Source organism: Caloramator sp. ALD01, from assembly GCF_000472625.1.
In the GTDB taxonomy this organism is placed as follows: Bacteria; Bacillota; Clostridia; order Clostridiales; family Caloramatoraceae; genus Thermobrachium; species Thermobrachium proteoclasticum.
Genome location: NZ_AXAA01000004.1, coordinates 59,400 through 76,728, shown reverse-complemented (window position 1 = coordinate 76,728; position 17,329 = coordinate 59,400). Strand labels below are relative to the sequence as shown.

Genomic DNA, 17,329 nt, shown 5'->3' with positions numbered 1-17,329 from the left:
TATGGGAAAGGTTTACTTGATAGGTGCAGGTCCAGGAGATGAGGAACTTTTAACTTTAAAGGCATTAAGAATTATAAAAGAGGCTGATGTTATTTTATACGATAAATTGGTTAATATTAATATTTTAAACTATGCAAAGGATGAGGCAAAGCTTATATTTTGTGGTAAGGAGGCTGGAAAGCACTATAAATCTCAAGAGGAGATAAATGAGTTAATTATAAAGTATGCAAAGGAGGGATATGTGGTTGCAAGGTTAAAGGGAGGAGACCCTTATGTATTTGGTAGAGGTGGAGAGGAAGCTATAAGATTATTTGAAGAGAAGATAGATTTTGAGGTAGTACCAGGAGTAACTTCTGCTATATCTGCTTTAAACTATGCAGGCATACCTGCTACTTTTAGAGGTGTATCACAGGCAATACATATATTTACAGCTAAGAGTGAAGGTAAGTTAAATATAGATTATGAAGTAGTTGCTAAATTAGAAGGAACATTGGTATTTTTAATGGGACTTGGGGAGATAGAAAATATTACAAATAAGTTAATTGAATTTGGAATGAATAAGGGTACCCCTTGTGCAGTAATAGAAAATGCTACAATTAGTCGACAGAGGGTATGTGTTGGTGAACTTTGTAATATATCAAATAAAATTAAGGAGCAGAAGATAGGAACACCAGCAATATTTGTGGTTGGGGATGTTGTAAATTTTAGAGAAAAACTTAATTGGTATGAGAATAAGCCATTGTTTGGCAAAAGGATATGTATAACTCGTCCAAAGAAACAAGCAGTAAATCTTAAAAATAAAATATTAAGCTTAGGTGGAGAGGTTTTGGAATTACCTTCCATAAGGATACAGAGATTAGATGGAAGTATAGATGGGTATATAGATAGAATATCAAGCTATGATTATATTATATTTACAAGTGTGAATGGAGTCGAAATATTTTTTGATGAGTTAATTAAGATGGAATTTGACATACGTAAAATTAAGGCTAAGGTTTATGCAATAGGAGAAAAAACAAAGGATGAGTTAAAAAAGAGAGGTATTATTGCAAAGTGTGGAGTTCAATTTACTCAAGAGGGTATATTTGAAGAGATTAAGAAGGAAGTAAAGAGTAGGGATAAAATTTTAATACCACGGGCTAAAGGGGCAAGGAATTTTTTAGTTGAAGCATTAAAAAATATTGGTGCAGAAGTTGATGAAATATATTTATATGAATCAGTTTTAGAGAAAAAGAGGAAAGATATAGAGTGCGATATCTATATTTTTACAAGTACATCAACTGTAAAAAATTTTATTTCTTTATATGGGAAAGAGGTATTGAAGGGAAAAAGAATAATAGCCATAGGGCCTATAACAGCAGATGAGCTAAGAAAAGAAGGATTAAATGCTGAGATACCCAAGGAATATACAATAGATGGAATCTTAAATATACTTGTTGGAGGTTGTTAATATGTTTAATAGGACAAGAAGAACAAGGATAAATGATAACATAAGAGCATTAATTAGAGAAACTATCTTAAATATTGATGATTTAATATATCCCCTATTTGTTGTTGAAGGAAATGGGATTGTCGAGGAGATATCTTCACTTGAGGGAAACTATAGATATTCTGTGGACAAGTTAGATGAAATAATAAAGGAAATAGAGAGGTTAGGCATAAAGGGAGTGTTGATATTTGGTGTGCCAAGCTTTAAGGATGAATGTGGAACTTCAGCCTATGCTGATGATGGAATAGTTCAAAGGGCAGTTAGAAGGATAAAAGAAATTTCAAATTTATTTGTTATAACAGATGTATGTATGTGCCAATATACAAGCCACGGACATTGTGGAATTATAAAGGATGGTTATGTGGATAATGATGAAACACTTAAATTTATAGCAAAAATAGCATTATCTCACGCAAAGGCAGGGGCGGATATGGTAGCACCATCTGATATGATGGATGGAAGGGTAAAGGCTATCAGAAATATACTGGATGAAAATGGATATAAAAATGTTGGCATAATGTCCTACTCTGCAAAGTATGCATCAAGTTTCTATGGACCCTTTAGAGAAGCTGCAGATTCAAAGCCCCAGTTTGGAGATAGAAAAAGCTATCAAATGGACTTTTCAAATATAAGAGAGGCAATGAGGGAGATAGAATATGATATAGAAGAGGGTGCAGATATTGTTATGGTAAAACCAGCCCTTTCCTATCTTGATGTTATAAGATGGACAAGGGATAGATTTAATCATCCGATTGCTGCCTATAATGTAAGTGGAGAATATGCAATGGTAAAAGCTGCGGCAAAAATGGGATATATTGATGAAGAAAAGATAGTTTTTGAAATATTAACATCTATAAAAAGAGCTGGGGCAGATATTATAATAACCTATCACGCCATTGACGTGGCAAGAAAACTAAATAACAGATAGGGGGAGTGTTATGAATAATTTAAATATATTTAATGAATCTAAAAGGTATATGCCAGGTGGAGTTAATAGTCCAGTTAGGGCATTTACGGGGCTTAGTATAAACCCACCTGTTATAAAAAGTGGGAAGGGTGCCTATATATACGATGAGGAAGGAAAAAAATATATAGATTTTGTTTTAGCTTGGGGACCTATGATTTTAGGGCATAGTGATGAGGAGGTTGTTGAGGAGGCTATAAAAACATTAAGGGAGGCACAAGCCTTTGGTGCACCTACATATTTAGAGCTTGAGCTTGCTAAACTAATTTGTGATATTTATAAAATTGATATGATAAGAATGGTAAACTCAGGTACAGAGGCTACTATGAGTGCTGTAAAATTGGCACGTGGATATACAAACAGGGATAAGGTTGTAAAATTCTCTGGTTGTTATCACGGACATTTTGATGCTTTTTTAGTTGCAGCAGGTTCAGGAGTAATGACTGAAAATATACCAGGAAGTGCAGGAGTTCCAAAGGATAGTATAAAAAATACTATAATTGCAAATTACAATGATATAGAAAATGTAAAGGAAGTCTTTGAAAAGTGGGGAGAGGAGATTGCCTGTGTAATAGTAGAGCCTGTTGCAGGTAATATGGGGGTAGTACCAGCGACAATGGAATTTTTAAATTTCTTAAGAGAGATAACAAATAAATATGGTTCACTTCTTATATTTGATGAGGTAATGACAGGATTTAGGGTGGCACTTGGTGGTGCCAAGGAACTTTATGGTATACAGCCTGATTTAGTTACCTTTGCAAAGATTATTGGTGGAGGATTACCCTGTGGTGCCTATGGTGGAAGGAGAGAAATTATGGAAATGCTTTCACCGATAGGGTCTGTTTATCAGGCTGGAACGATGTCGGGTAATCCTGTTGTAGTTTCTATGGGGCTTGCTACTTTAAAAAAATTAAAAAGCAATGGAGGCTATTATGAACAGCTTGAACAGCTCTCAAGTTATATGCATAGGCAAATAGAAGTTATATTGAATAATAAGAGTATCCCATTTGTTATAAATAGATGTGGGTCAATGATGACGGTGTTTTTTACTGAAGAAAACTCTGTGAAAAACTACGAAGATGCAAAAAAGTGCAATATAGATTTATATAGAAGATATGCAGAACATATGATTACAAACGGAATATATTTATCTCCATCTCAGTTTGAAGCTATGTTCTTATCAGTTAAACATACAAAGGAGGATATTGAGATTTTTTTAGATGTATTAAAAAGATTCCACTAAGGGTTCCCCTTAGTGGAATCTTTTATCCTAATATAACCTTTAAGTCTTCATCAGGAGTAGATATTGGCTTAATATTAAACTTATCAATTAAAACTTGAAGAACATCAGGTGAGATAAATGCTGGTAAACTTGGACCTAAGTAGATGTTCTTTATTCCAAGGGAAAGTAATGTTAAAAGTATGCAAACAGCCTTTTGTTCATACCAGGATAGAATTAATGAAAGCGGCAAATCATTTACTGTACATTTTAGGGCGTCGGCAAGACCAAGGGCGATTTTAATGGCAGAATAAGAGTCATTACACTGACCAAGATCTAAAAGCCTTGGGAATTCACCAATAGTTCCAAAATCCATTTTATTAAATCTATACTTACCACAGGCAAGGGTTAATATAATTGTATCCTTTGGGGTTTTTTGTGCAAATTCTGTATAGTAGTTTCTTCCTGGTCTTGCACCATCACATCCACCTATTAAGAAGAAGTGTCTTATTTGTCCTTGCTTTACTGCATCAAGTATCTTATCTGCAAGTGATAAAACAGTATTGTGTCCAAATCCAACGAGTATTGTCTTTTCAGGTTCATCTTCTGTAAATCCACCAAGTTCAAGGGCTTTGTTTATGATAGGAGTAAAGTCTTTTTTTCCATTCTTTTCTTCAATATGTTGAACCTGTGGCCATCCTACAATACTTGTTGTAAATATCCTATCTTTATAGGAATCACGAGGTTTTTGTAGACAGTTAGTAGTCATTAATATACAGCCTGGTAGGTTATCAAATTCTTTTTGTTGATCCTGCCAAGCACCACCAAAGTTACCAATAAGGTGTTTAAACTTTTTAAGTTCTGGATAACCGTGGGCAGGAAGCATTTCACCGTGGGTATAAATGTTTATTCCCTTTCCATCAGTTTGAACCAATAGTTCATATAAATCCTTAAGGTCGTGTCCAGATACAATAATAAAAGGTCCCTTTTTCTTTGTAATTAAAACAGGGGTTGGCACAGGGTTTCCATAGGTTTGTGTATTTGCTTTATCCAATAGTTCCATACATTTTAAATTAATTTTTCCAAACTCCATAGTTAAATTGAACAAATCATCTACGCTTAATGAGTTGTCAAGGGTTGCAGCAAAACCCTTATAGAAGAAGTTATTAACTTCTTCATCAATATATCCTAAAACGTGGGCGTGGTGGGCATAGGCAGCCATACCCTTAAGTCCATATATTAATGTTTCTCTTAAAGAACGAATGTTAGCATCAAGTGTTTGATCATACATTATACCGGCCTTTTTAGCATCCTGTAGCATTTGTTCTTTAGAATTTGGCAGTTTATAGTTTACACATTCTGGAACATTGGATGGGAGATTTTTAAGCTGAGATTTTAAGTTTTCCTTTACCTTTTCGGCTTCCTTTAAAAAGCATATAAATCTTTCAGGATCAAAGTTTACATTGGTAAGAGTAGAAAAACAGGCATCAGCAACAAACTTTGAAATTTCCTTATCAATTGATTTTCCTTGTTTTAAAAGTTCATTTCCAATAAATCCAATGCCTTTAAGCTCATATACAAGTAAATCTTGAAGTGCTGCAACTTCTGCATCCTTACCACAGTTACCAGCCTTTGTACATCCTTTTCCACCTATTGTTTGTTCACACTGATAACAAAACATCAATTCTTCCATTTATTTAACCTCCTTTTCATATTTACATATTTAGTTTGCTCAAAAAAAAAAAAAATATATTTTCAAAAGGGGATCCATTTTGTTTTGTTTTATGGACATTTATAGTGATGTTTGATATAAATATATATAAGGATTTTATTTTGAAATTTATAAAAATTAAGTTAGAAATTTGGAGGTATAAGATGCAGGTTGGTGGACAAGCAGTTATTGAAGGTGTAATGATGAGGGCACAGGATAAAATGGCAGTTGCAGTAAGAAAGCCTGATGGTGAGATAGAGGTTAGTGTTGAAAATATAGAGCCTTTATATAAAAAATATAAAATACTATCTCTTCCCTTTATTCGTGGGGCTGCTGCTATGATAGAATCTTTAATAGTTGGTATTAAAATTTTGCAGTATTCAGCATCATTTTATGAGGATGAAGATGAGAAAAGTAGGTTTGAAAGGTATCTTGATGAAAAATTTGAAGGTAAATCGGAAAATATAATAATGAGCCTAACTTTTTTTACATCCTTTGCCTTTGCAATATTTTTATTTGTACTTTTACCTACTTTTGCAGCAAACTTTTTCAAATCAAAAATACAAAATAACGTTTATATCAATCTGTTTGAGGGATTTTTAAGGTTAATAATTTTCCTTGTATATATATATTTAATAAGCAAAATGGAGGATATAAGAAGGGTTTTTGAATATCACGGTGCAGAACATAAAAGCGTATTCTGCTATGAGGCAGGATTACCTCTTACTGTTGAGAATGTATCTAAGTTTTCAACACTTCATCCAAGGTGTGGAACAAACTTTCTTTTAATAGTTATGCTGATTAGTATATTTATATTTAGTTTTTTTGGTTGGCCTAATATAATGGTAAGAATTATATCAAGAATATTATTAATACCTGTTGTTGCAGGTATATCCTATGAGATAATAAAGTGGCTTGGAAAATCAAACACAGGGCTTTCAAGAGCTCTTGCATATCCAGGGCTTATGCTTCAAAGACTTACAACAAGAGAGCCGGATGAAAAACAAATAGAGGTGGCAATTGCTGCATTAAAGGCTGCCATAGGGGAGGAATAATATGACTATTTTAGAGGCAATAAGATATGGAATACAAAATATAAGTTCAGATACACCTCAGCTTGATGCTGAGGTTCTTTTGAGTAGTTTACTAAAAAAGGATAGGCTTTATTTAATAATTCATAGAGATGATATATTAGATAATGAGGTTTTAGAAAGGTACAAAGAGTATGTAGAGAGGAGAAAAAAAGGAGAGCCAGTTGCTTACATAATAAACAAAAAGGAATTCTATGGATATGAATTCTATGTTGAAAAGGGAGTTTTAATACCGCGTCCAGATACAGAGATACTTGTTGAGGAGGTTATAAAAAGAAGTGGAGAATATGAAAAACCTGTAATAGCAGATGTAGGATGTGGAAGTGGTGCAATTTCTGTAACATTAGCAAAGGAGATTAAAGGTAGTAGAGTTTTTGCACTTGATTTAATGGATATACCTATTAAGGTTACAAAGATAAACGCCAAAAGACTTGGAGTAGAGGATAGGGTACAAGTAATAAGGAGTGATATTTTTGAAAATCTTAATAAGGAATTAGAAGGAAGGGTTGATATAATAGTTTCAAATCCTCCTTATATAAGGGACGAAGTAATTCCAACTCTTATGACAGATGTTAAAGACTATGAACCCTATGAGGCTTTATCTGGTGGAGAGGATGGGCTAATATTTTATAGAAGGATTGCTAAGGAGGCATTAAAATATTTAAAAAGAGATGGACTAATTGCCTTTGAGATAGGCTTTGACCAAAGGGAGGAGCTTTTTAATATTCTTTCAAAGGACTATAAAGATATTGAATGTATAAAGGATTTGGCAGGTTTAGATAGAGTAATACTTGCAAGGAGGGGGTAGAATGTTACTTCAGCTTTTTATATCCTTTGCAAAAATAGGGGCCTTTACATTAGGAGGAGGTTATGCAATGGTTCCTCTTATACAAGAGGAGGTTGTTGAAAAAAAGAAATGGATAGAAAAGGAAGAGTTCCTTGATATACTTGCAGTTTCCCAATCTACTCCCGGTGCCCTTGCGGTTAATATGTCTGTTTATATAGGATATAGATTAAGGGGATTTTTAGGGGCAGTATTTGCAGCACTTGGATGTATTCTTCCTTCCTTTTTATCTATTATATTTATTGCAGCCTTTCTTACAAACTTTTTAGACTATAAATATGTAAAAAAGTTTTTTCAAGGAGCAGGGCCTGCAGTTGCAGCACTTATTTTTTATTCAGCATTTAAAATAGGAAAGACAAAAAAGTATAAATGGTATTATTACATAATAACTGTTCTTACTATTATACTTATGTTTTTAAAGGTTGATCCGATTATTATAATTTTATCATCTGCCATTTTAGGCATATTGATAAGGGGTGAGAAGGATGGCATTTAGGCTCTTTTTAATTTTTTTTAAAATTGGAGCCTTTTCAATAGGTGGGGGCTATGCAATGCTTCCCTTTATTGAGAGGGAGTTTATAGGAAGAGGATTTTTAACTATGAAGGAGTTTTCAGATATACTTGCTATATCTCAAATGACTCCAGGCCCTATTGCAATAAATTCTGCAACCTTTATAGGGTATAAAATGGCTGGTGTATTTGGAAGTGTAATGGCAACACTTGGAGTGGTTTCTCCCTCCTTTATAATGATTTTAATTATTGCAGCCTTTCTAAAGAGGTTTTATGAAAGGGAAGGTGTAAAGAGGGCCTTTAATGGAATAAGGCCTGCAGTCCTTGGACTTTTAATATATGCTTCCTTTTCAATATTTAAAAGCAATGTTATAGGTATTAAGGATGGTTTTATATATATTTTATCTTTGCTTTTACTTATGTATTTTAAATTAGATACAATATTAGTATTAATTATCTGTGGTTTGCTTGGTATAATTCTTTTTTAATAATATTTTTGTTGCAACAATGTAAATTCATTGCTAAAATAAGATAGGTATATTGTAAATTAAACTAAAGTATGGAGTGATAACTATGTTGCATAAATTGGATTTTATTGAAGAAAAATATGAAGAGCTTTCAAAGAAGATAGCAGACCCGGAGGTTATTGCAGATAATACTCTTTTTCAAAAATTATGTAAAGAACACAGTTCAATGGAACCAATTGTATTAAAGTATAGGGAATATAAGGACATTCAAAGGAGACTTAAGGAAGATAAGGAGATGCTCCAGGAGGGCGGACTTGACGATGAAATGGAACAACTTGTTAAGGAAGAGATAAAGGAACTTGAGGAGAAGGTTGTAGAAACTGAAAAGGAACTTAAGATTTTACTTCTTCCAAAGGACCCAAATGATGATAAAAACGTTATCGTAGAAATAAGGGCAGGTGCAGGTGGTGAAGAGGCTGCATTATTTGCAGGAGACCTATTTAGAATGTACACAAGATATGCTGAAAGACATAACTTTAAAGTAGAGGTTATGTCAGCTAATGAAACAGGAATAGGTGGATATAAGGAAGTTATATTTATGATAAAGGGACAGGGTGCCTACAGCAGATTAAAATATGAAAGTGGAGTTCACCGTGTTCAAAGAGTTCCTCAAACAGAGTCAGGAGGAAGAATACACACATCAACTGCAACAGTTGCAGTTTTACCAGAAGTTGAGGATGTTGAGGTTGAAATCAATCCAAACGACTTAAGGGTTGACGTTTATCGTTCATCAGGTCACGGTGGACAAAATGTTAATACAACAGACTCAGCAGTTAGAATAACTCACCTTCCAACAGGTATTGTTGTAACGTGCCAAGATGAAAAGTCCCAGATTAAAAATAGAGAAAAGGCAATGAAGGTTTTAAGAGCAAGGCTTTATGAAATAGAACTTCAAAAGCAGCAGAGCCAAATTGCTGAAGAGAGAAAGAGCCAAGTAGGTTCTGGAGACAGAAGTGAAAAGATAAGGACATACAACTTCCCACAAAGCAGAATTACAGACCATAGAATTGGGCTTACAATATATAAATTTGATGCATTCTTAGATGGAGAAATTGATGAAATGATAGATGCACTTATCACAAACGACCAAGCAGAAAAATTAAAGGCAGCAGGAGAATAGGCATGCTACTTAGCATGCCCAAATTTTTAGCTGGGGGTGAAATTATGAAACGCTATATTGCCAACAGACCACTGTATTTAATTTTTCCTTTGTTTGTTTTATCTATAATTTTTTCATATCTTTTGGTGCTCTATAAAAAAAGCTATACCTATGTGAACTATATAAATATAGGATTTGATATATTTATATTGCTCTTTTATTTAAGAAGCTTTTGCATTGAAGTTAGTATAGATAGTAAAGGAATAAACTTTAAAGGACTGTTTTTAAGAAAAAGGGTATATATAGAAGACTATATAGGAATTGCACAATCCAACTTCTTAACTCAAGTTAAAACAAAATTAGGAAACTTTTATATACTTACCACCAAAAATGGACGTAATATTTTAAATGATATGTTTAAAAATCTAAATAAAGGGGAATGACTTGCATTAAAGGGGTGGTACAGTGAAGATAAAAAAGAAACTTGCAAAGGAAAGGGCAAAGTTTAAAAGAAGTATATTTTTTTCAATAACTATAATGATAGTAATGCTCTATCTTGTAAAGGTTCTTGATGATCAAGGCTATTTTATAGGTTTAGAGAGAACACTTATATATGCAAATTTATATATAATAGAGTTTTTGTTTATAGTCTATATGTTTAGGATGTATGTGGATTCAACCTTTGATATAATATTTAAACAAGACAGAGTTAAGGTGCAAAAGCTCTTTAGTAGGGTGGTTAACATTCCCTTAGATAATATATTGTTTGTTGATGTTGTAGAAAAATATGATGATTTTCAAATAATAATTTTAATTGATAAAATGAAACGTTCAAAATCATTAATTCTATTTGATAAGCAGTATGCATTAAATCATAATGACTATTTAAAGTGCTACAAAGAGGCATCACATTTTTATGATAGAGAAAAATTTTATTGCTATATAATTAAAAATGGAGGAGCTAAAAAATATTTTTATTTATATAAGCTATATAAGACCTGCTATAGAGCCCACTTTACCGATAGGGCTATAAAATACATAAAATTAGTTATAGACGAATATAACCTCTCATAAACTTAAAAGGAGAAAATCAAAAAGGAGAGGTTTTATGGAATCAAGATTGTATATAACCCTATTTGCTACATTTTGCTGTATGGTGGGAACATCCCTTGGAGGTGCATTAACAGTACTCTTTAGAAAAACGAATAATATGGTTTTATCTGCTGTTATGGGTATAGCTGGAGGGCTTATGCTCTCTGTTGTTACCTTTGATTTAATACCAGAGGCAATACTTATGGCAGATTTAGAGGTAGTTTTAATTGGAATAATATTTGGAGTCATATTTATTTCACTTCTTGATATATTTTTGCCCTATAGTAATTTCGTAAAAAAATATGGTAAAGGTATTAAAGTTGCACTGCTTCTTGCCCTTGGACTTGCTGCCCATAATTTTCCAGAAGGGCTCGCGATAGGTTCAGGTTTTAGAGGAAGTAGCATTTTAGGGTATAAGATTGCCTTTGTAATAGCACTTCACGATATACCAGAGGGTGCAGCAGTTGCAGCTCCGCTTTTAAGTTCGAGATTATCTAAACTAAAAATAATTTTATTTACTGCAATAACAGCACTCCCTACTGCGATAGGTGCCTATATTGGTGCCTATATTGGTGAGATACAAAAGAGCTTTATTGCGGCATCATTAGGATTTGCGTCGGGAACAATGCTCTACATTGTTTGTGGAGAACTAATACCTGAAAGTAAAGAAAATTATAGAGGACTGTTTTCAACTCTTTCAATTATAATTGGATTTATAATAGGTTTTATATTGATTAATATAATCTAATGGAGGCGAAGAGGTTGGATACAAAGGTTTATTATGTGGATGAACATAGTGATGAAAAGATAAAAGAGGCGGCAGAGGTTATAAAAAGGGGAGGTCTTGTTGTTTTCCCGACAGAGACAGTATATGGGCTTGGGGCCAATGCACTTGATGAAGAGGCCTGCAGGAAAATATTTAAGGCAAAGGGAAGACCACAGGACAATCCGCTTATAGTTCACGTTGCAGATTTTGATATATCAGAATATGTAGAAAATATACAAGAAAATGCAAAAAAAATAATGGAAAATTTTTGGCCAGGACCAATAACAATAGTTGTAAAAAAGAGCAGCAGGATACCTATGCTTGTTACTGCAAACTTAGATAGTGTTGCAATTAGAATGCCCTCTAATAAGGTTGCAAGAAAGCTGATAGAGTATGCAGGGGTTCCGATTGCAGCACCAAGTGCCAATATATCAGGAAGGCCAAGTCCAACCACAATAGAACATACAATTGACGACTTAATGGGAAAGGTTGATATGATAATTGGTGGAGATAAATGTGAATTTGGCCTTGAGTCAACGGTAGTTGAGGTTTTAGATGAAAAGGTTACAATATTAAGACCGGGTGCTGTAACAAAGGATATGCTTGAGGAAATTGGGCTTAATGTAGATATTGATCCTGCAATTTTAACAAAGCCAGATGAAAATCTAAAACCAAAGTCCCCAGGAATGAAGTATAGACATTATGCTCCAAAGGCTGAAATGACAATAATAACAGGAAGAATAGAAAGAACTGTTGATTATATAAATATGAAAATAGATGAAATGAAGTCAAAGGGTAAGCTTGTTGGAGTTCTTGCTACAGATGAGACAAAGGATTTGTATAGGGGTGGCTATATTATTTCTGTAGGAAGTAGAAAAAAATTAGGACTTATTGCTGCAAATCTATTTGACACATTGAGGGAATTTGATAAAATAGATGTAGATTATATATATGCAGAAGGTTTTGAAGAGGACGGATTAGGACTTGCTATAATGAATAGAATGAAAAAGGCTGCATCATATAATGTTATAAATCTATAGGAGGTAAGTATGAAGCTACTATTTGTGTGCACAGGCAATACTTGTAGAAGTTGTATGGCTGAAGGAATAGCTAAAAAGAGAGCACAGGAATTGAATTTAGATATGGATATCTCATCCGCTGGAATCTATGCAACAAATGGTGCATCCTGCTCTTTAAATGCCCTACTGGCTATGGAGGAGATGGGAATAGATATAAGAAACCATCTCTCAAGGCAGCTTACATACGAACTTTTAGAAAATTCAGACCTTATTTTAACTATGACAAGAGCACACAAAGATACAATACTTTCATACTATCCATCCTTTTCTAATAAAGTTTTCACTCTTTTAGAGTATATTGGAGTAAGTGGAGATATTGTAGACCCATTTGGTGGAGATATTGACACTTATAGGGCTTGTGCTAATGAAATTAAACAAGCCATAGATATTCTATTCAGTAAATTAAAGGAAAGTTAAGGCTTTTTAGCCTTTTACTTTCCTTTTTTGTTAAATAAAAAGGTTAACTTACAAATTATATAAAGGAGGAATACCTATGAAGATAGCTTTAGGATGTGATCACGGAGGATACAATTTAAAACAGGCTATTTTAGAACATTTAGAGAAGAAGGGAATAGAATATAAGGATTTTGGATGCTATTCAATAGAATCCTGTGACTATCCTGATTTTGCAGAAAAGGTTGCAGAATCAATAGTGAAGGGTGAATATGACTGCGGAATATTAGTTTGTGGAACAGGTATTGGAATATCAATAGCAGCAAACAAGGTTCCAGGAATTAGGGCAGCCCACTGTACAGATACATTCAGTGCAAAGGCAGCAAGACAGCACAATAATGCAAATATATTGGCACTTGGTGAAAGAATAACAGGAATTGGACTTGCACTTGATATAGTTGATGCTTATCTTGAGGCTGAATTTGAAGGTGGAAGACATCAAAGAAGAATAGACAAGATAGCAGAAATTGAAAAGAAATATTCAAAATAAATAATATGAGGAGGATATTATGGATAAGAGAGTTATTGTTATTGATCATCCGCTAATTCAACACAAATTATCAATTATGAGGGATGTAAATACGGGTTCTAAGGATTTTAGAGAACTTTTAGAAGAAATATCAATGCTTATGGGTTATGAAGTTACAAGAAATTTTCAACTTGAAGAGGTTGAAATTGAAACACCTATATGTAAAACAAAGGCAAAGATGCTAACTGGTAAGAAGGTTGCAATAGTTCCTATATTAAGAGCAGGACTTGGAATGGTAGATGGAATGCTTAAATTAGTTCCAGCTGCAAAGGTTGGGCATATTGGACTTTATCGTGACCCTGAAACTTTAAAGCCAGTAGAATATTACTGCAAGCTTCCAAGTGATATTGAGGAGAGAGAAATAATAGTTACAGATCCAATGCTTGCAACAGGTGGTTCTGCTGCAGATGCTATAAAGCTTTTAAAGGATAAGGGAGCAAAGAATATTAAGCTTATGTGTTTAATTGCAGCACCAGAGGGAATAAAGGCAGTTCTTGAGGCTCATCCAGATATTGAGATATACGTTGCACACGTAGATGAATATCTAAATGACCACGGATATATTGTTCCAGGACTTGGAGATGCTGGTGATAGAATATTTGGTACGAAGTAGGTGTAGCAATGAGACCAAGCTGGGATGAATATTTTATGGAGATTGCCCATACAATAAAGAAGCGTTCAACCTGCCTTAGAAGACAGGTAGGAGCTGTTATAGTTAAGGACAATAGAATTCTTACAACAGGATATAACGGTGTTCCGCCTAAGATGAAGCACTGCCTTGATATTGGATGTCTAAGGCAAGAACTTAACATTCCATCAGGGCAAAGGCACGAACTATGCAGAGCACTACACGCAGAGCAGAATGCTATAATACAGGCTGCAAAGTATGGAATATCAATAGAGGGAGCAACTATTTATGTTACTGCACAGCCTTGCATTATATGTGCAAAGCAGATAATTGCATCAGGAATAAAAAAGATTGTATTCTCGGGAGACTATCCAGATGAACTGTCACTTGAGATGATAAAGGAATCTGGAGTTGAAATTGTAAGGTTTACTATATAGTGAAAAAGCCCACAATGTATTATTTGTGGGCTTATATTGTTGACAAACTCATTTGTTAGTTAAAGTATGAAAAAGCCCCATGAAAGGATTTCGATAGGCTCTTTCATGAGCTTTAGCAATTCTTGCTTTTCGAATTTAAAAAAGTCCGTAATTCGGCACAGGACGTGCCGAGCCGAGCGGCCATCAGGACGATGGCATCGCGAGGGTAGGACTTTTTTAAACAAAGAAAAGCTTAGAATTGCTTGGCGAAATGAACGAATGCCCAAGAAATCCTTCATGGGGCTAATTAAGATATAACTTTTTCAACATTCTGATCTACAATGCATTATTTGTGGGCTATTTTGATTTATAAATATAGGGATTGGAAAAAATAAAATATATAAATTTTATAAAAAGATGCTCTAATCTATAAAGTTCATTTATTTTTAATTATTTTTTTTATAATTTTATGGTAAAATGTTTATGGTATTTAAAAAAAATGAGGTGTAGTAAAATGAAGTATTTTTATATGTTCTTTTTTCCAGCTTTAACATCCTTTTTATTAACACCATTGGTAAAAAAGCTTGCATATAAATTAGGAGCAATAGATGTACCGAAAGATGAAAGACGCCTGCATAAAAAGCCTATTCCAAGGCTTGGGGGACTTGCTATTTTTACATCCTTTTTAATTTATTCTTTATATTACATAGGTTTTAAATCTAATTTTGATGGTATATTAGCAGGTGCAGCAATTATAGTAGCTATGGGTATAGTAGATGACATAAAGGAGTTAAAACCAAAGACAAAGCTTTTATTTCAGATAATTGCTGCTATTGTTTTAATATTGTATGGAATAAAAATAAATTACATAACAATACCCTTCCTACCTGGAACAGGCTCCTTTTATATAGGATGGTTAGGAACTCCAATAACTATTTTATGGGTTGTTGGTATGACTAATGCTGTTAATTTAATTGATGGATTAGATGGTCTTGCTTGTGGCGTTTGTACGATTTCCGCCTTATCATTATTTGGAGTATCAATTATAAGTGGTAGAATGACAGTGGGTATTTTGTCAATAATATTATCAGGTGCGTGTATAGGATTTTTATACTACAACTTCAATCCAGCAAGTATATTTATGGGAGATACAGGTTCGCAGTTTTTAGGTTTTACCCTTGCAGCAATATCAATACAAGGGGCAATAAAGTCAGCAACAGCAGTTGCTGTGGCAGTACCAATATTGGCACTTGGGCTCCCTATATATGATACTTTATTTGCTATGATAAGAAGAAAAATAAACAATAGGCCTATTATGGAGGCGGATAAGGGACATCTTCACCATAGACTTTTAGCATTAGGCTATACACAGAAACAAGTTGCTATAATTTTATATATAGTTAGTGGAATTTTTGGAATAACATCTATTATAGCAATGTCAGTTTCAACAAAAAAGTCCTATTTAATATTGATGATTGTATGTACTTTAGTATTGGCCTTTGCAACAGAATTAGGAATTTTAAAAAGAACAAAGAGGTGATTAAATGTTAAAGGTAATGACTATTTTTGGAACAAGACCTGAGGCAATAAAAATGGCACCACTTGTAAAGGAGCTTGAAAAAAGAGAAAATATCAAGTCAATTGTTTGTGTAACAGCACAGCATAGACAAATGCTTGATCAGGTATTAGATTTGTTTGAAATAAAACCGGATTATGATTTAAATATAATGAAGGATAGACAAACATTAACATCAATTACAACAGGTGTTCTTGAAGGACTTGATGAGCTTTTTAAGGAAGTAAAACCAGATATAGTTTTAGTTCACGGTGATACAACAACTACCTTTGCAGGAAGCCTTGCAGCCTTCTATAACAAGATAAAAATAGGACACGTTGAAGCAGGACTTAGAACCTTTGATAAATATTTCCCATTCCCAGAGGAGATAAATAGAAAGTTAACAGGTGCACTTTCAGATATTCATTTTGCACCAACACCTACTTCAAAGCAAAATCTATTAAATGAAGGTGTAAAGGAAGAATCTATATTCATTACGGGTAATACAGTAATAGATGCATTAGAGGAGACAGTTAGTGATGAATATGTATTTGAAAATGAAGTTTTAAATAATATAGATTTTACGAATAAAAAGGTGATAATGGTTACAGCTCATAGGCGTGAAAATTGGGGTGAGCCTCTCCAAAATATATGTAGAGCCTTTAAGAGAATAGTTGAAAATAATGATGATGTCGAGATTGTTTATCTTGTACATCTAAATCCAGTTGTTAGAGAAACAGTATATAGTATATTAGATGGTGTAGAGGGAGTACATCTTCTTCCACCACTTGATACTAAGGAAACCCATAACTTAATGAATAGATGCTATATGGTAATGACAGATTCAGGAGGATTACAAGAAGAAGCACCACACCTTGGAAAGCCTGTACTTGTATTAAGGGATGTTACAGAACGTCCTGAGGCAGTTGAGGCTGGAACTGTAAAGGTAATAGGAACTGATGAGGAGAATGTATATAAAGAGGCAGAAATATTAATTAAAGATCAAAGGGCATATAAGGCTATGGCTAATGCAGTAAATCCTTATGGAGATGGTCAGGCGTCAAGAAGAATAGTAGATGCTATATTATACTATTTTGGAGAAACTAATAAAAGACCTGATGAATTTAGAGCTAATAAATAATAAAATTCATAGTTATAGTTAGATAAATAAAGAAATATAAAACGTAAATTAGACTAATTAGTCTAATTTACGTTATTTTAACATAAAAATGTGTTGAATTTTATCGGATAAGTGTTAAAATATTCAATGTTAGGGCTAACTGACAGCCAAATCTGGAGGTCGGGTAGTCTTAGATTGTAAGGCAGACAGTTACCTTATCAGGGTGGATGTAGGCCG

Annotated in this window: 19 protein-coding genes; 18 read left to right on the top strand and 1 reads right to left on the bottom strand. The window is 33.6% G+C overall.

Annotated features, from left to right (window positions below):
• Nucleotide 1 precedes the first annotated feature (1 nt).
• Genes cobA through hemL form a run of 3 tightly spaced genes read left to right on the top strand, consistent with a single transcriptional unit; the run spans nt 2 to nt 3,696 of the window.
• Nucleotides 2-1,450 carry a uroporphyrinogen-III C-methyltransferase gene (gene cobA / locus A3M9_RS0103180; RefSeq protein ID WP_027307920.1) on the top strand — a complete coding sequence of 483 codons (1,449 nt, stop codon included), beginning with the start codon at nt 2-4 and terminating at the stop codon, nt 1,448-1,450.
• Nucleotide 1,451: 1 nt separating this feature from the next.
• Nucleotides 1,452-2,417 (top strand): porphobilinogen synthase, encoded by a 966-nt coding sequence (gene hemB / locus A3M9_RS0103175; protein WP_027307919.1) that lies wholly within the window; start codon nt 1,452-1,454, stop codon nt 2,415-2,417.
• A 10-nt stretch (nt 2,418-2,427) separates the two neighbouring features.
• On the top strand, nt 2,428-3,696 hold the full coding sequence (gene hemL, locus A3M9_RS0103170) for a glutamate-1-semialdehyde 2,1-aminomutase (RefSeq protein WP_027307918.1): 1,269 nt from the start codon (nt 2,428-2,430) through the stop codon (nt 3,694-3,696).
• 22 nt (nt 3,697-3,718) lie between these two features.
• On the opposite strand, the gene hcp is transcribed toward hemL, so the two are convergent.
• On the bottom strand, nt 3,719-5,365 hold the full coding sequence (hcp, locus tag A3M9_RS0103165; protein ID WP_027307917.1) for a hydroxylamine reductase: 1,647 nt from the start codon (nt 5,363-5,365) through the stop codon (nt 3,719-3,721).
• A 182-nt stretch (nt 5,366-5,547) separates the two neighbouring features.
• Here hcp and A3M9_RS0103160 point away from each other — a divergent pair, with 182 nt between their 5' ends.
• The 15 genes from A3M9_RS0103160 (at nt 5,548) to wecB (ending at nt 17,113) form a co-directional block, all read left to right on the top strand.
• Complete coding sequence (locus A3M9_RS0103160; protein ID WP_035165754.1) at nt 5,548-6,438, top strand: DUF1385 domain-containing protein; 891 nt, start codon at nt 5,548-5,550, stop codon at nt 6,436-6,438.
• Nucleotide 6,439: 1 nt separating this feature from the next.
• On the top strand, nt 6,440-7,282 hold the full coding sequence (prmC, locus tag A3M9_RS0103155) for a peptide chain release factor N(5)-glutamine methyltransferase (protein WP_027307915.1): 843 nt from the start codon (nt 6,440-6,442) through the stop codon (nt 7,280-7,282).
• 1 nt (nt 7,283) lies between these two features.
• Nucleotides 7,284-7,814, top strand: coding sequence for a chromate transporter (locus A3M9_RS0103150; RefSeq protein ID WP_035165730.1), 531 nt, complete (start codon nt 7,284-7,286; stop codon nt 7,812-7,814).
• On the top strand, nt 7,804-8,316 hold the full coding sequence (locus A3M9_RS0103145) for a chromate transporter (protein WP_027307913.1): 513 nt from the start codon (nt 7,804-7,806) through the stop codon (nt 8,314-8,316). The genes A3M9_RS0103150 and A3M9_RS0103145 overlap by 11 nt, the downstream gene beginning before the upstream one ends.
• 85 nt (nt 8,317-8,401) lie before the next feature.
• Nucleotides 8,402-9,475 (top strand): peptide chain release factor 1, encoded by a 1,074-nt coding sequence (gene prfA, locus A3M9_RS0103140; protein WP_027307912.1) that lies wholly within the window; start codon nt 8,402-8,404, stop codon nt 9,473-9,475.
• Nucleotides 9,476-9,519: 44 nt separating this feature from the next.
• Nucleotides 9,520-9,897 (top strand): hypothetical protein, encoded by a 378-nt coding sequence (locus A3M9_RS0103135; RefSeq protein ID WP_143290219.1) that lies wholly within the window; start codon nt 9,520-9,522, stop codon nt 9,895-9,897.
• A 22-nt stretch (nt 9,898-9,919) separates the two neighbouring features.
• Nucleotides 9,920-10,528 (top strand): hypothetical protein, encoded by a 609-nt coding sequence (locus tag A3M9_RS0103130; protein WP_027307910.1) that lies wholly within the window; start codon nt 9,920-9,922, stop codon nt 10,526-10,528.
• A 34-nt stretch (nt 10,529-10,562) separates the two neighbouring features.
• Nucleotides 10,563-11,294 (top strand): ZIP family metal transporter, encoded by a 732-nt coding sequence (locus A3M9_RS0103125; RefSeq protein ID WP_035165728.1) that lies wholly within the window; start codon nt 10,563-10,565, stop codon nt 11,292-11,294.
• Between the two features lie 14 nt (nt 11,295-11,308).
• Nucleotides 11,309-12,352 carry an L-threonylcarbamoyladenylate synthase gene (locus A3M9_RS0103120; RefSeq protein ID WP_027307908.1) on the top strand — a complete coding sequence of 348 codons (1,044 nt, stop codon included), beginning with the start codon at nt 11,309-11,311 and terminating at the stop codon, nt 12,350-12,352.
• Nucleotides 12,353-12,361: 9 nt separating this feature from the next.
• Nucleotides 12,362-12,808, top strand: coding sequence for a low molecular weight protein arginine phosphatase (locus tag A3M9_RS0103115; protein ID WP_027307907.1), 447 nt, complete (start codon nt 12,362-12,364; stop codon nt 12,806-12,808).
• A gap of 76 nt (nt 12,809-12,884) precedes the next feature.
• The gene (gene rpiB / locus A3M9_RS0103110; RefSeq protein WP_027307906.1) at nt 12,885-13,334 is read left to right on the top strand and encodes a ribose 5-phosphate isomerase B; all 450 of its coding nucleotides are present in this window, start codon (nt 12,885-12,887) and stop codon (nt 13,332-13,334) included.
• Nucleotides 13,335-13,353: 19 nt separating this feature from the next.
• Nucleotides 13,354-13,986 (top strand): uracil phosphoribosyltransferase, encoded by a 633-nt coding sequence (gene upp / locus A3M9_RS0103105; RefSeq protein ID WP_027307905.1) that lies wholly within the window; start codon nt 13,354-13,356, stop codon nt 13,984-13,986.
• Nucleotides 13,987-13,994: 8 nt separating this feature from the next.
• Nucleotides 13,995-14,438 (top strand): cytidine/deoxycytidylate deaminase family protein, encoded by a 444-nt coding sequence (locus A3M9_RS0103100; protein WP_027307904.1) that lies wholly within the window; start codon nt 13,995-13,997, stop codon nt 14,436-14,438.
• Between the two features lie 493 nt (nt 14,439-14,931).
• Nucleotides 14,932-15,957 carry an MraY family glycosyltransferase gene (locus A3M9_RS0103095; RefSeq protein ID WP_027307903.1) on the top strand — a complete coding sequence of 342 codons (1,026 nt, stop codon included), beginning with the start codon at nt 14,932-14,934 and terminating at the stop codon, nt 15,955-15,957.
• Between the two features lie 4 nt (nt 15,958-15,961).
• Nucleotides 15,962-17,113 carry a non-hydrolyzing UDP-N-acetylglucosamine 2-epimerase gene (gene wecB / locus A3M9_RS0103090; RefSeq protein WP_027307902.1) on the top strand — a complete coding sequence of 384 codons (1,152 nt, stop codon included), beginning with the start codon at nt 15,962-15,964 and terminating at the stop codon, nt 17,111-17,113.
• The last annotated feature ends 216 nt before the right edge of the window (nt 17,114-17,329 follow it).